The organism is Pseudomonas sp. PDM10, from assembly GCF_014852295.1.
Taxonomy (GTDB): domain Bacteria; phylum Pseudomonadota; class Gammaproteobacteria; order Pseudomonadales; family Pseudomonadaceae; genus Aquipseudomonas.
In genome coordinates this window covers 1,072,104-1,086,514 of record NZ_JACVBJ010000001.1, presented here as the reverse complement: position 1 = coordinate 1,086,514, position 14,411 = coordinate 1,072,104, and the positions used below count along the sequence as shown (strand labels likewise).

Below are 14,411 nucleotides of genomic sequence, written 5' to 3'. Positions count from 1 at the left end.
CCCGCGATGGGGTCACATCGTATTTGACTGAAGAAATCAGCTATCAGGACCTGGGTTCAGGCAACGGCGCAAACAACGCTTCAATGTCACTCTGCTCAAGCTTCCAACCTCCGGTCGTCCCACCTTCAAGTACGGCCCCGGCCAGCGCCGCCTTCTCCTGTTGCAGTGCCTGTATTTTCTCTTCCACCGTGCCCTTGGCAATCATCTTGTAGACGAACACCGGCTTGTCCTGACCGATCCTGTAAGCACGATCGGTGGCCTGATTTTCAACAGCAGGGTTCCACCATGGATCGAAGTGAATCACCGTGTCGGCCGCCGTCAGATTAAGCCCCGTCCCACCCGCCTTCAGGCTGATCAGGAACAACGGCACCTTGCCGCTCTGGAAGTCTTTGACTGGCGTGCGCCGATCAGTCGTTTCGCCAGTCAATAACGCATAGCCAACACCACGATGCAGCAATTCTTCCTCAATCAATGCAAGCATCGAAGTGAACTGCGAAAACAACAAAATCTTGCGTCCCTCACTGAGTAACTCCTCCAGCATCTCCATCAAACCGATCAACTTGCCGCTGCCCGCACGAAGTGCTTTCGCCGTCAGGGACATTTTGACCAGCCGCAGATCGCAGCAAACCTGACGCAACTTCAGCAAAGCGTCGAGGATGATGATCTGGCTACGCGCAACACCGCTGCGGGCAATTTCGTCACGCACCTTCTTGTCCATCGCCACGCGCACGGTTTCATAAACATCCCGCTGCCCATCGCTGAGTTCGATCCAATGCACAATCTCGGTTTTTGGCGGCAACTCGGTGGCGACCTGTTCTTTCTTGCGGCGTAGCAGAAAGGGCTTTATGCGGGCTGTCAGGTGCTGCATCCGTTCGCTATTGCCGTGCTTCTCGATCGGGGTGCGGTAGTCACGATTGAAGGTTTTACTGTCGCCTAGCCAGCCGGGCAGCAGGAAGTGGAACAGTGACCAAAGCTCGCCGAGGTGATTTTCCAACGGCGTGCCAGACAGGCACAATCGCTGCCGGGCCTCCAGATCACGGGCAGCCTGAGCGGCTTTGCTGAGCGGATTTTTGATGTTCTGCGCTTCATCGAGAATCAGCACGCTCCAGACCTGTGGCTGCAAAACCTCAAGATCTCGCGGCAATAACGCATACGTGGTCAGCACCAGATCGTATTCGGCAAGGTTGATGAAGTCCTTTTGGCGAGTGGCGCCATGCAGCGCCAAGACTTTCAGCTGCGGGGTGAAGCGTGCCGCTTCGTCGAGCCAGCTGGGGATGAGGCTGGTCGGCATCACCGCAAGTGCCGGAACATCGAGTCGTCCTGCCTGTTTCTCCACGAGTAAATGAGCCAGTGTTTGCAGGGTCTTGCCCAGGCCCATATCGTCGCCAAGAATACCGCCGACCTCAAGCTCACGAAGGGTCTGCATCCAGTTCAGACCTTCATGCTGATAAGGCCGCAATGTGGCGTTGAGGCCTTCTGGCACAGCAACGTTCGCCTGAGTCGATTCACGCAAGCGTTTGGCGAAACTGCGCAAGCGCTCACCGCCCTGCCAGACCAGAGGTAACCCCTCCAACTCACTCAATCGCGCCGCATCAGGGGCACTCAAGCGTAACGAGGTACTGCTGCTCACCCCCAAATACAACTCGCCGAGCGTTGCCATCAATGGCTTGATTCGCCCCAGGGACAGCGCAATTTTCATACCTGGCTTGGCACCCAACTGCCCACTGCTGAGATCGATCAGCACTTGATCGTCATCGTCACGCATGGCCAACTCAGTCGGGTTCAGCAGCTGCGGTTGTCTGTGCAACAGTTGCAGCAGGATGGGCAGCAAACTGTGGCGCTCGCCATTGACGACGACACCCAACTGCAGATCGAACCACTCGCGCCCCGGAGACTCCTCGACATCGGCATACCATTCATCTACGGGCTGCACATTGAAATGAAAGCCCTCACCGATACGGATCTGCCAATTTGCCTCTCTGAGCGCCGGGACTACGGACTGCACAAAAGCCAGCCAGGCCGAGTCGTCCGGCAAATCGAACATTTCGCCCGCACTGTCGGGTAGCGCATCACTTTTACGGGTGGCCTTTTTGAAGCCCTGTTTTTGCAAGGCTTGGCGCAAAGCTTTTTCAGCCGCGGGTTTGCGTTGAATGCGCAGGGTTTCGGTGCCGGACAGTATCAGTACTTCTGAGGATTTTTTATCCGCCGCCATGTGCCCGTTGTAGGTAAACGCCAATGCCGCGCGATGTTCAACTTCGTGCTTCCAGCTCCTGTAACGGTTGGTGCTTGCAAGCGTCAGGAAGGCTTTGGGTTCGACGTCATCGACGATCCGCTCGATCAATGCATGCGGTGGAGGCACGACTCGAGTCACCGCACTCATCCGATGGCTGAATTGCATGGCCTGACGTGCGGGAATGTCAGGGACCAATGACAGATGGCAGGCTAGCTTTTCGTCTAGCTCGCTAAGCAGCGGCCCAACTTCCATCCGTTCGCGATCCAGGTAGTACAGAGGTTCCAGCGCCAGAATCGTTTCTTCAGGAGCATCGTCACTACACCACCGAGGACGGAAGCTGCCGCTGGCTTGCTCGATCCAGACAAACTGCGCAGACCTGCTCTTTCCAGGCACCAGCGGCTGCAATTGTTCGAAGTCGAGATACAGGCGTGAGGTTTTCAATGCCAATTGAAGAACTTCGGCACCACTGCTGCCTTGCAGGGGATAGCCGCTGTAAAACGAATGTTGGGAGTGGACGGCGACCAGCAATCTTGCGATTCGCAGATCAAGTTCCGACAGATAGCCGGGCTCTCGCATCAGTGCGTCTGACGGCGAGTACACGGATTTGATGTCCTGCAAGCGGCCATCCTTGAGCTGACGAGCCTTGTAGATTTCCAGCAACCACTTGCCTGTGGTGGACGTTGCTTTGAGTTTGTAAACCCAGCAAGTGCCAGCGCTCTGCGCAGCCCCATCGCGATCTGGAACGTCGCGGGGAATATCATTGAGCCAACGTTCCAACTCACGATTCAGGTGAACCGAGGCATTACTTTTGAACGAGTCCACCGGAAGTTCTTGCAGGTTGTAAAGCACGGTTGCGCAGTGCTTGCAATTGATCACCACTGGACACGAACAAGAGCAAACCAGCTCAAAATCACCATTAGGGTCTTCAATGAGTTCAATGGCTTGTTCGTAGATATTCCCTTGAGAACCTTTGCAGATGGCGAGAACGAGAGCGTCCTCGATTTCGCGGATTTGTACCCGGCTTTCTACAGCGTATCTGCGAGCCTTATCCAGAGCACGATGACTGAACATCTGCGCCCACGGCAGCTCATGAAGTCGCTCAATAATTGCCAGCATCATATTTACACTTCTGAAAGTGACTGTAGTTCGCAGGTATCAAGACTCAGCCTTTAAGCACCCGGGCCAACGTCGACTTCACCTTCCCCATCCCGTCACGCAACGCTTGCTCGATCTCGGCCATGGTAATCACTGCCGTCGACTTGCCCGCCGCCGGGTTTACGACCAGCGCCAGACAGGCGTAATCCAGTTCCAGCTCACGAGCCAAGGCCGCTTCCGGCATCCCGGTCATGCCGACGATGTCGCATCCGTCGCGTTCCAGTCTGGCGATTTCAGCGACAGTTTCCAGCCGCGGCCCTTGAGTGCAGGCGTACACGCCATGACTGCTGTAGCCGACACCTTCGGCCGCCAGCGCCGCGATCAACTGCTGACGCAGTGGCTCGCTGTAGGGATAGCTGAAGTCAATGTGTGTGACCTGTTCAAGATCATCGGCGAAATAGGTGTGTTCGCGACCGCTGGTGTAGTCGATCAGTTGATGCGGCACGCAGAAATGTCCGGTACCCATCGCGCAATGAATCCCACCCACGGCGTTGACCGCGAGAATCGCTTCGGCGCCGGCCTGCTTCAGCGCCCAGAGGTTGGCGCGGTAGTTCACCTGATGCGGCGGGAAGCGGTGAGGATGACCGTGACGCGCGAGGAACAGCACTTCCTTGCCGGCGTACTCGCCGATCTGCACTTCAGCCGAAGGCGCGCCGTAAGGGGTGTCCACCACCAGTGACTGACGAATGCTCAGGCCTTCGAGCTCAGTCAGGCCGGTGCCGCCGATAATCGCGTAAACCGTCATCACGAAAAGTCCTCAATCTATCAGTTGAGCATCTTTGAGCGCGCCCACGGCTGTCAGCCAGCGCGGGTCTTGACGGTATTCAGTGCTGGCGTACGACTGGCCGCGCATCCGCGCGATGCGCTCGGACGGTTTGACCTTCAGGCGCTGGGCGGCACTCAGGGCCAGTTCAGCGGCCGCACGATCGTTGCACACCAGGCCCATGTCGCAACCGGCCGTCAGCGCCGCTTCGATACGGCTGGCAGCATCGCCGACCACGTGGGCACCGGCCATGGACAGGTCATCGCTGAAGATCACGCCATCGAATTGCAGCTCGCCACGCAGGATGTCCTGCAACCAGCGGCGGGAGAAGCCGGCAGGCTGGGAATCGACTTGTGGATAGATCACGTGGGCCGGCATGACCGCAGCCAGTTGCTTGCTCAGTCGGGTGAACGGCACCAGGTCATTGGCGCGAATTTCGTCGAGGCTGCGCTCATCAACAGGGATCGCAACATGGGAATCGGCCTCGGCCCAGCCGTGACCGGGAAAGTGCTTGCCGGTGGCGGCCATCCCGGCGCTGTTCATGCCACGAATGAAGGCTCCCGCCAGCAACGCTGCTCGCTCGGGATCACCTTCAAATGAACGGGTGCCGACTACGGCGCTGCGCTGGAAGTCGAGGTCCAGCACCGGAGCGAAGCTCAGATCGAGGCCGACGGCCAGCACTTCAGTCGCCATGATCCAGCCGCACTGCTCGGCGAGGTACTCGGCATTCGAATTGTCAGCAATGGCGCGCATGGCTGGCAGTCGTACAAAGCCCTGGCGCAAACGCTGAACCCGACCGCCCTCCTGGTCGACTGCCAACAGCAGATCGGGGCGAATGGCGCGGATTGAGGCGCTCAACTCGCGCACCTGGCGCGGGTGTTCGATGTTGCGGGCGAAAATGATCAGGCCGCCCACTTCGGGCTGGCGCAACAATTGGCGATCTTCAGCCGTCAGCCAGGTACCGGCGACGTCCACCATCAACGAGCCTTGCAGGCCAGCAGTCATAGAGATTCCTTGATAACGATAAACCCGGCTCGCACGCAATCGCCGCCATGGGCTATGCCCGGCAGGTCGGCGATATAAATAGGGAGCGGGTTCAGAACGAGAGTCGGCATGGGCGGCTAGCTTAGCGGATGTCAGCTGCCGCGCCCACCCGTGTGCGGCTAAACCTTGGCGGCAACCGGGGTTGATTTACTGCGCGGACGCAGCTGCGCAGTGGCCATGGCCGCGTCGGACACACCGGTTTCGGCGCGCATGCCCGCGGCCAGAAACGGCACCATCAGACGCATTACTTGCTCAATGGAGGTGTTGACGCCGAAGTCTGTCTCGGCAATTGCGCGCAAGGCCTTGATGCCGGACATGCTGAACGCGGCGGCGCCGAGCATGAAGTGCACACGCCAGAACAGCTCAATCGGCGGAATACGCGGTGCAGCTTCGTTGACCAACATCATGTAGCGGCGGAACACCTTGCCGTACATGTCTTCCAGATAGCGCCGTAAGTGCCCTTGGCTCTGACTGAAAGCCAGGCCCAGCAAACGCATGAAAATCGACAGATCGTTGCCGCTGCGTGGTTGCACCACCAGGGCTTGCTCCACGAGGATTTCCAGCAGCTCTTCAAGCGTCGGCTTGTTCTCCGGCTTGGCTTGACGCCGCTCGAGTTCTTTATCAAGGCTTAAGCAGAACGGCCCGAGAAAGCGCGAAAAAACTGCCTGGATCAGCGCCTTCTTAGAACCGAAGTGATAGTTCACCGCCGCCAGATTGACACCCGCCTTGCTGGTGATCAGACGCAATGAGGTTTCAGCAAAACCTTTTTCCGCGAACAATTGCTCGGCAGCATCAAGAATGCGTTCAACGGTTTCCGACTGGGCCATGGCTACTCCGCCTGACAAACACTTGTTTGAAACATACGTTTCAGCCCAGGCCTTGTCAAGCCTGACGGTTCGTTTTGGGAATGGTCGGTCAGCTATTTAACCATACAACTCGCAAGCGTGAATCAGCAGGCTCATCGACCGTCTGGCGGTCGGCAAAAAAAGGAGCATTGCCAAGATCGTTCCACTGTATATAATCCCAGTCACTGTATAAAAAGACAGAGCGATCAATATGCTAAAGCTGACGCCACGCCAAGCAGAGATTCTGGCCTTCATCAAACGCTGCCTCGAAGACAACGGCTACCCACCCACCCGCGCGGAAATCGCTCAGGAACTGGGTTTCAAGTCGCCCAATGCGGCGGAAGAACACCTCAAGGCGCTGGCCCGCAAGGGTGCGATCGAGATGACGCCCGGTGCTTCCCGTGGTATTCGCATCCCCGGCTTCGAAGCCAAGGCCGACGAGTCCACCCTGCCGATCATTGGCCGAGTGGCTGCCGGTGCTCCGATCCTCGCCCAGCAGCACATCGAAGAGTCCTGCAACATCAACCCGTCGTTCTTCCATCCTCGCGCCGACTATCTACTTCGGGTTCATGGCATGAGCATGAAGGATGTGGGGATTTTCGACGGTGACCTGCTGGCAGTGCACACCACCCGCGAAGCCCGCAACGGCCAGATCGTAGTGGCGCGGATCGGCGACGAAGTGACCGTCAAGCGTTTCAAGCGCGATGGCAGCAAGGTCTGGTTGATTGCCGAAAACCCTGAATTCGCCCCTATCGAAGTGAACCTGAAAGATCAGGAACTGGTGATCGAAGGCTTGAGTGTCGGCGTCATTCGCCGCTAAAGGAGGCTTTATGCAGTTCCCACACACATCACAGCAAGCCCAACTGCCGTTGTTCGAGGCTTTCATGGTGCAGCCATTGGCGCCGATCCTGAAAGACGTGGTCGAGTCACCCTGGAGCACCGAGCCCGAAGTCTTCAGTGAGCTGTCGCTGCGTGGTGCAGCCGGGAATTGCCTGAACCTTCTTGCACCGATTCTCAGGGAACTGAGCCAGGACCAGGATGCGCGCTGGCTGACGCTGATCGCTCCGCCCGCCAGCCTGACCCAGGCCTGGTTGCGGGACGCCGGCCTTAACCGCGAACGCATCCTGCTGCTGCAACCGCGCGGCACTCAGAGCGCTCAGCAGTTGACCTGCGAGGCCTTGCGCCTGGGCCGCAGCCACACGGTGGTCAGCTGGCTCAACCCATTGAGTACAACTTCACGGCAACAGTTGATCAGCGCCGCCCGGATCGGGGACGCACAAAGCCTGAATATTCGACTGGGTTAACTGACAAATAGTGCGCGCGCTGAACAGCGCGGGGCTTCTCCAAGGATAGAGAAGCCAACCTGTAGCGATATCAACAAAAACCGACAGGCGGGATCAATGAAGAACCCGAGACGCCTCGTCCGTATTGAAATCGCCTTCAACCAAGCGTCCGGCCATCTGAACGCCGACGCTCAACATCGCCTTGGCGACTTCCACGTGCTGGCCCTGCAGGAACGCTTTGGCATCCTCGGAGAAATCCAAAGTAACCAGAGAACCCTCGTCCTCAGCCCTGCGCAGCTCGATACGGCCGTCTGGTAACTCGACAATTTCTAGAAAGGACGTTGGCATAAAGGTCTGTTCTCCACGAAAGGCGGGGATTATATAGGCATCGGCCAGGCTTCGCTCGGGATCTTGAGGAACGGTAATCAGCCAGCCGCTACAAAAAAGCTTTTTGCGAACACTCCAGACTGACCGAGCCTGTCATCCTCCACCTTTAAAAATTCGGCTTGTACTCAAATGTTGCGGAAGCCTGGGAGTCGGAAAATGGAGTGATTATCGATTTTTTGTTGAGGCAGCCATTCACAAAGGAGTTAGGAAACATCTGGATCGAGTTATTGAACACCTCTACCGCGCCATTGAAGATGGTAATGGCCGCACCGATGTTTTCTTGCTGCTCAGTGATTTCCCGCATGAAGTTGTTAACCAACTCATTGGACTTGAGCTCTGGATAAGCTTCAAATGCCACGGTCAATCCCGTCAGCAATTCCCGCGTTCCCTTTTGCACCGGCTGTAGAGCGTCCCCGTTCGCCTCTTGTGGCAGTTTGCCGATGGCCGAGCGCAGACCCGTGATCTTTTCCAGCAGCGCACCTTCGTACTCCTTGAAACCTGCAACCTGCTGCTCAAGCAAATCGAGCACCCGGGTTTTCTGCCGCTCATACACCAGGACATCAGCCCAAGCGCGCTGAGCCCGATTATGTCGCCCAATGATTCGGTTGTAACAGGTCCAGAAGGTAATCCCGACTACCACCGCGATAATCAATAACAACCCCATCGTCTAATACTCCATGTTTTTTAAAGGTTTCGGGGAAAGCGCGAAGTTATCGTCATGCAATTCGGCCAATCGATGGACCCACGACAGCAAGAAGTCCAGACGAGGCAAGCGAATACCCGCCTCAACTAACTGCTCAAAGGCCTGCAGATTTTGGAGCCCTTCGGTTGCGCTGGGCGCAAGCAATCCAGGATCGCTGAAACTCAGACACAGCCGCCCATGCTCCGAGAACTCCAGATTGACGTCGCTCAATTGCTGATGGAGCTGCAGTAGGTGAAGCACCGTCGCGGGCTTGGCAAAAACGGCACAGGCCATCTGGGTACTGCCTGTCAGGTGAAACGCGCTATTGAATTCGCTGGAAGCTGTATCCAGAGCCTCCTCAAGATCCACCTCCCAATGCCTGTCACCGCGCACGACCACATTCTCGACCCACGGAAAACCCAGCACCAGGCTGTACCGTTCAAACTCGTGGTCAACCGTCTTGGTTTCAACCTTGGTACCGCCTGCCCCATCTGGCACGGTGGCCTTGTAACTTTCGCGATCAACGTACTGCAAGTGCTGGTAAGTGAAGGGCAACTCATGAACCGCGCCAAGGTAGGTACCTTGAGCCGATTTCAAGATCTGTCGACGGTAAGAGCCTCGATGAAAGTCTTTGAACTCCCCGCTCACCCTCTCCAGCACTTGCTCTTCCGGGTTGAACGACTCGCTTAACCCATAGGTGAGCAATGAAGACTTATGGGTGATTTTTTTAGAAAGAGCGTCGATCACCCCGGACCTGTGGTCCATCACAAGCCAGCCGCCCAATAGAAAAGCGATGCCCAGCACGATAAAAGGTATGAAGAGAAGGGTGGCGGCGATCAATCCCAAACCGATATAACGGAACAGCCTGGCTGTGGCGTTATCGAACGCCAGCGGCGCACCAAATGCCCTGAGCTGCTTTATCACCTCGAGCAGATCTGCGGTACTGGTTGCCGCTTCGACACGGGCGTCCGACTGTTCAAATAACTGACGCAGTTTTTTGTTGTGCAAAATGGAAGACATGCTTCATCCCTGAAGAGACCAACGTAACGCAGTGTCCGATGCAATTATGTGCTCAGCACTCGTTCAGGCCTTCGCGAAACCGAATCGCCAGCCCCTTGAGGTTCTGACGCCAGCTCTCCAGCTCTTCCCGGCTCAGCTCTTGAGGAGCCTCTTCTTCATCCAGGTTAACGGCCAGGATCAGCGGCTGCGTCACGTCACCCTTAGGCTTGTGCGGCGCCCGTGGCGGCTGAAACAGCGCAGCGTGGGCTGCCAGCAGTTTGGCCAGCCAGGTTTCCGAATTATTGGCCAACTCGACCATCTCGGCCATTTCCGGAATCGCGATGGCTTCAAGCACTTCGCGCGTCAGCAATAACTCGGCACGAGGCGCATTGGCCTGAGGCAAGCGATAGAAACCGGCGATTTCATGGCACAGCCCCAGCAACGCACCGTACAGGTGAAACAAGGCCGACTCGCGTCCGGCCTGGATCAGCGCCAGGGAGTTCATCGCCCGCCCCTCTTCGGCTTTGGCGAGCGCTTCGAGCGACAGGCCGGCGAAGTAAATCTTCTGGTTGGTACGGGTATAGAGTTCGTGGGCCATGACGGCAGCCTCCACAACGAAATAATTGCTTAATGCAGGTCAGACAGTGTCGTGGATCAGCTCCGCTTCCCGCAAGCACAAAACAAAAAGGCCGCATGAAAACCCAAGGGTTGTCATGCGGCCTTTTGTGTACAGCGCCTTTTAAGCCTTGGCAGTCTTAGCCGGACGCTTGTCTTCAACCGTCCACTTGCCGCCGTCGTAGTACGCTTTCCAGCCAGTCGGCTTACCGTCGACTTCAGTCTGTACGTACTGCTCTTTGGTTTTGCGGCTGTAACGGATCACAGCTGGCAGGCCATCCGGATCTTTCTTCGGCGCTTCGCAGAGGAAGTGGTACTTCGGATCGATCTCATCCTTGTGCGGCACAATTTCCATGACCAGCGGAGCACGCGTCTCGCGGTTTTTCGGGAATTGACTGGCTGCCAGGAACAGGCCGGAAGCACCGTCGCGCAGGATGTAGGTGTCGTTGACCTTTTCGCATTTCAGCTCAGGCATCTTCACCGGATCCATCTTTGGCGGTGCTGCATCACCGCTTTTCAGCAGTTTGCGGGTGTTCTTGCACGTCGCATTGGTGCAACCGAAGAACTTGCCGAAACGGCCGGTCTTGAGTTGCATCTCGCTGCCACACTTGTCGCATTCCAGGCTCGGACCTTCGTAGCCTTTGATGCGATAAGTGCCCTCTTCGATTTCGTAGCCAGAGCAATCCGGGTTGTTACCGCAGATGTGCAGCTTGCGCTTCTCATCCAGCAGGTAAGCGTCCATCGCCGTGCTGCAGATCGGGCAGCGGTGCTTGCCACGCAGCACCAGCGATTCCGATTCACCCTCGTCGTCCGCCGCGATTTCGTCGCCCGGCACCAGGTTGACGGTGGCCTTGCAGCGCTCTTTCGGCGGCAGGCTGTAGCCCGAGCAACCAAGGAACACGCCAGTCGATGCCGTACGAATCTGCATCGGACGCCCGCACAATACGCACGGAATGTCAGTCATCACTGGTTGGTTGGCGCGCATGCCGCCTTCGGCGCTTTCGGCTACTTCGAGTTTCTTCTTGAAGTCGCCGTAGAACTCGTCGAGTACGTTTTTCCAGTCGCGCTCGCCCTGGGCCACGTCATCGAGGTTCTCTTCCATGCCGGCGGTGAAGCCGTAGTCCATGAGATTGGAGAAACTCTCGGCCAGACGTTCGGTAACGATGTCGCCCATCTTTTCCGAGTAGAAACGACGGTTGTGCAGCGCTACGTAGCCACGATCCTGGATGGTCGAAATGATCGCCGCGTAGGTCGAAGGACGACCAATGCCGCGTTTTTCCATTTCTTTAACCAGGCTCGCTTCCGAGTAGCGCGCCGGCGGCTTGGTGAAATGCTGGGTCGGATCAAGCTTGATCAGCTTCATCGCGTCGCCCTGAGCCATGTCCGGCAGCACGTCGTCATCGCCAGGCTTGGCGATTTGCGGCATGACGCGGGTATAACCGTCGAACTTCAGAATGCGGCCCTTGGCGCGCAACTCGAAGTCACCGGCACCGACGGTGACAGTGGTCGACAGGTATTGGGCCGGCAGCATCTGGCAAGCGAGGAACTGGCGCCAGATCAGCTCGTAGAGCCGCTCAGCATCGCGCTCCATGCCCGACAGTTTGCTTGGCTCGGTATTGGCGTCGGAGGGACGAATCGCTTCGTGAGCCTCTTGTGCGCCTTCCTTGCTGCTGTAGACATTCGGGTTTTCCGGCAGGTACTTCTTGCCGAACTCGCCTTCAATATAAGTACGCGCCATCGTCACAGCATCAACCGAAAGGTTGGTGGAGTCGGTACGCATGTAAGTGATGTAGCCGGCTTCATAAAGACGCTGGGCCATCATCATGGTTTTCTTCACGCCGAAGCCCAGGCGGTTACTCGCAGCCTGTTGCAGGGTGGACGTAATGAACGGTGCCGACGGCTTGCTGCTGGTCGGTTTGTCTTCGCGCTTCACGATGCTGTAGCTGGAAGCCTTGAGCTTCTCCAGCGCGGCCATGGCCTGAGCTTCGTTGAGCGGCTTGAAGGCTTCGCCTTTCTCGCGAGCCACGTCAAAGCGCACGGTTGCGCCCTTGGCGGTGCCGAGGTCGGCGTGAACTTCCCAGTACTCTTCCGGGTTGAACGCGCGGATTTCACGCTCACGCTCAACAACCAGCTTCACGGCAACCGATTGCACGCGACCGGCGGACAGGCCACGGGCGACCTTGGCCCACAGCAACGGCGAAACCATGTAACCCACCACGCGGTCGAGGAAACGACGCGCCTGTTGGGCGTTTACACGGTCGATGTCCAGCTCGCCCGGCCTGGAGAAGGCTTCCTGAATCGCCTTCTTGGTGATTTCGTTGAACACCACACGCTTGTAGCGGCTGTCATCACCACCGATGGCTTCGCGCAGGTGCCAGGCAATGGCTTCCCCCTCGCGATCCAAGTCGGTTGCGAGATAGATGGTGTCAGCATCTTTGGCGAGCCGGCGCAGCTCTTCGATGACCTTTTCCTTGCCCGGGAGGATCTCGTACTTGGCTTTCCAGCCATGATCGGGATCGACACCCATACGCGAGACCAGCTGCTTACGCGCTTTCTCTTTCGGCGTGAGCACCGGACCTTCACCCGCGGCGGCCTTGCCGCGCTTGGCGGCTGGCTCTTTGCTGGCGCTAGCCGAACCGCTGGTGGGCAGGTCTCGGATATGGCCGATACTCGACTTCACCACGTATTGGTTACCCAGATACTTGTTGATGGTCTTGGCCTTAGCCGGGGATTCCACAATGACCAGCGATTTGCCCATGGATCAGAAAATTCCTGAATTCTAGAAGTGAAAGGCGGTTGGCGCCTGACGCGGCACCGCTATATATAGTGGCTACAAGGTGAGGTCAAGCGCAGGGTCTTGCGCGAACTCAGCTTATGGCTTGGAAAAAAGGCTCGGTTCGGCTTGCACCAAAGCAAAGCGTGGCACCTGTTCGCCGTCAACCTCGACCGACTCCAGGAACATGCTCAAGGGACGCACCCAAAAGCCGTAATCGCCATACAGGGCTTGGTAGAAGACCACTTCTTCTTCGGTTTCCGAATGCCGCGCAACACTGAATACGCGGTACTGCGGACCTTTGTAATGTTGGTAGAGCCCAGGTTGTATCGGCATGGTTTGGCCCTCGCTCAAATCTTTTCAAAATAAAAACAAAAATAAATTCAGAAAAACAAAAACCGGGGCACTTGGCCCCGGCTTCCTTCGACGAAACGCTTAAACGCGTTCGAAGACGGTGGAGATGCCTTGGCCGAGACCAATGCACATGGTAGCTACCCCGAAGGTGCCGCCATTTTGCTTCATCACGTTCAGCAGAGTGCCGGAGATACGCGCACCGGAGCAACCGAATGGGTGACCCAGGGCAATCGCACCGCCGTGCAGGTTAACCTTCTCGTTCATCTTGTCGAGTACTTTCAAATCTTTCAGCACTGGCAGGGCCTGTGCGGCGAAAGCTTCGTTGAGCTCGAAGAAGTCGATATCGTTAATGCCAAGACCCGCGCGCTTCAGTGCTTTTTGTGTCGCCGGTACTGGACCATAGCCCATGATTGCCGGGTCCACACCTGCCACCGCCATCGAACGAATCACCGCCATAGGCTGAATGCCCAGGTCTTGTGCACGCTGCGCCGACATCACGATCATGCACGAAGCACCATCAGTGATTTGCGACGAAGTACCGGCTGTCACGGTGCCGCCCTTAGGGTTGAACGCTGGCTTGAGAGCCGCCAGGCTTTCCAGGGTAGTTTCCGGACGAATGGTTTCGTCATAGTCGAACAGCTTCAGGAAACCGTTCTCGTCATAGCCCTGCATCGGGATGATTTCGTCTTTGAACTTGCCTTCCAGTGTCGCCTTGTGAGCGAGCTGGTGGGAGCGCACGCCGAAAGCGTCCTGCTGTTCGCGACTAATGCCGTGCATTTTACCCAGCATTTCAGCGGTCAAACCCATCATGCCCGAGGCTTTCGCCGCATACAGGGACATGTGCGGGTTCGGATCGACACCGTGCATCATGCTCACGTGACCCATATGCTCGACGCCGCCAACCACGAACACGTCACCGTTGCCGGTCATGATCGCTTGCGCGGCAGTGTGCAGAGCGCTCATCGACGAACCACACAGACGGCTGACGGTCTGGCCGGCAGCGGTGTGCGGGATCTGAGTCATCAGGGACGCCATGCGGGCGATGTTCCAGCCCTGCTCCAAGGTCTGGTTCACACAGCCCCAGATCACGTCTTCGACTTCGCTCGGATCAACCTTGACGTTGCGTTCCAGCAACTTGCTGATCAGGTGCGCCGACATGTCTTCAGCGCGGGTATTGCGGTGCATGCCGCCCTTGGAGCGGCCCATCGGAGTACGACCGAAGTCGACAATCACGACGTCTCTAGGATTCAAGCTCATATATTCACTCTCACTCTAGTT

Annotated in this window: 13 protein-coding genes; 2 read left to right on the top strand and 11 right to left on the bottom strand. The window is 57.3% G+C overall.

Annotated elements, in window-relative coordinates; genetic code table 11:
• Window positions 1-43: 43 nt before the first annotated feature.
• The 4 genes from IB252_RS05025 to IB252_RS05010 form a co-directional block, all read right to left on the bottom strand.
• Window positions 44-3,349, bottom strand: coding sequence for a DEAD/DEAH box helicase (locus tag IB252_RS05025; RefSeq protein ID WP_192407594.1), 3,306 nt, complete (start codon window positions 3,347-3,349; stop codon window positions 44-46).
• A 46-nt stretch (window positions 3,350-3,395) separates the two neighbouring features.
• A complete protein-coding gene (locus tag IB252_RS05020) occupies window positions 3,396-4,133 on the bottom strand; it encodes an S-methyl-5'-thioinosine phosphorylase (RefSeq protein ID WP_192407173.1) in 738 nt (245 codons plus the stop codon).
• A gap of 12 nt (window positions 4,134-4,145) precedes the next feature.
• Entirely contained in the window at window positions 4,146-5,156 is a 1,011-nt protein-coding gene (gene nagZ, locus IB252_RS05015; protein ID WP_223526653.1) for a beta-N-acetylhexosaminidase, read from the bottom strand.
• Between the two features lie 158 nt (window positions 5,157-5,314).
• Window positions 5,315-6,022, bottom strand: coding sequence for a TetR/AcrR family transcriptional regulator (locus IB252_RS05010; RefSeq protein WP_008151407.1), 708 nt, complete (start codon window positions 6,020-6,022; stop codon window positions 5,315-5,317).
• Between the two features lie 229 nt (window positions 6,023-6,251).
• Between IB252_RS05010 and lexA the strand changes: the two genes are divergently transcribed.
• Both lexA and sulA read left to right on the top strand, forming a co-directional pair.
• Window positions 6,252-6,860: a transcriptional repressor LexA gene (gene lexA / locus IB252_RS05005; RefSeq protein WP_007933171.1), complete on the top strand. Its 609-nt coding sequence runs from the start codon at window positions 6,252-6,254 to the stop codon at window positions 6,858-6,860.
• A 10-nt stretch (window positions 6,861-6,870) separates the two neighbouring features.
• On the top strand, window positions 6,871-7,344 hold the full coding sequence (sulA, locus tag IB252_RS05000) for an SOS-induced cell division inhibitor SulA (protein ID WP_076030379.1): 474 nt from the start codon (window positions 6,871-6,873) through the stop codon (window positions 7,342-7,344).
• A 93-nt stretch (window positions 7,345-7,437) separates the two neighbouring features.
• Here the strand turns inward: sulA and IB252_RS04995 are convergent, their stop codons facing one another.
• The 7 genes from IB252_RS04995 to fadA all read right to left on the bottom strand — a co-directional run bounded on the left by IB252_RS04995 (window position 7,438) and on the right by fadA (window position 14,390).
• Entirely contained in the window at window positions 7,438-7,671 is a 234-nt protein-coding gene (locus IB252_RS04995) for a hypothetical protein (protein ID WP_008151412.1), read from the bottom strand.
• Between the two features lie 145 nt (window positions 7,672-7,816).
• The gene (locus tag IB252_RS04990; protein WP_192407171.1) at window positions 7,817-8,374 is read right to left on the bottom strand and encodes a LemA family protein; all 558 of its coding nucleotides are present in this window, start codon (window positions 8,372-8,374) and stop codon (window positions 7,817-7,819) included.
• 3 nt (window positions 8,375-8,377) lie between these two features.
• Complete coding sequence (locus tag IB252_RS04985; protein WP_192407169.1) at window positions 8,378-9,412, bottom strand: hypothetical protein; 1,035 nt, start codon at window positions 9,410-9,412, stop codon at window positions 8,378-8,380.
• 52 nt (window positions 9,413-9,464) lie between these two features.
• Window positions 9,465-9,989, bottom strand: coding sequence for a DUF6586 family protein (locus tag IB252_RS04980; RefSeq protein ID WP_111450591.1), 525 nt, complete (start codon window positions 9,987-9,989; stop codon window positions 9,465-9,467).
• Between the two features lie 141 nt (window positions 9,990-10,130).
• Window positions 10,131-12,764, bottom strand: coding sequence for a type I DNA topoisomerase (gene topA, locus IB252_RS04975; RefSeq protein ID WP_192407168.1), 2,634 nt, complete (start codon window positions 12,762-12,764; stop codon window positions 10,131-10,133).
• A gap of 114 nt (window positions 12,765-12,878) precedes the next feature.
• The gene (locus IB252_RS04970; RefSeq protein WP_007953059.1) at window positions 12,879-13,115 is read right to left on the bottom strand and encodes a DUF1653 domain-containing protein; all 237 of its coding nucleotides are present in this window, start codon (window positions 13,113-13,115) and stop codon (window positions 12,879-12,881) included.
• Between the two features lie 99 nt (window positions 13,116-13,214).
• Window positions 13,215-14,390 (bottom strand): acetyl-CoA C-acyltransferase FadA, encoded by a 1,176-nt coding sequence (fadA, locus tag IB252_RS04965; RefSeq protein ID WP_076030378.1) that lies wholly within the window; start codon window positions 14,388-14,390, stop codon window positions 13,215-13,217.
• Window positions 14,391-14,411: the final 21 nt, after the last annotated feature.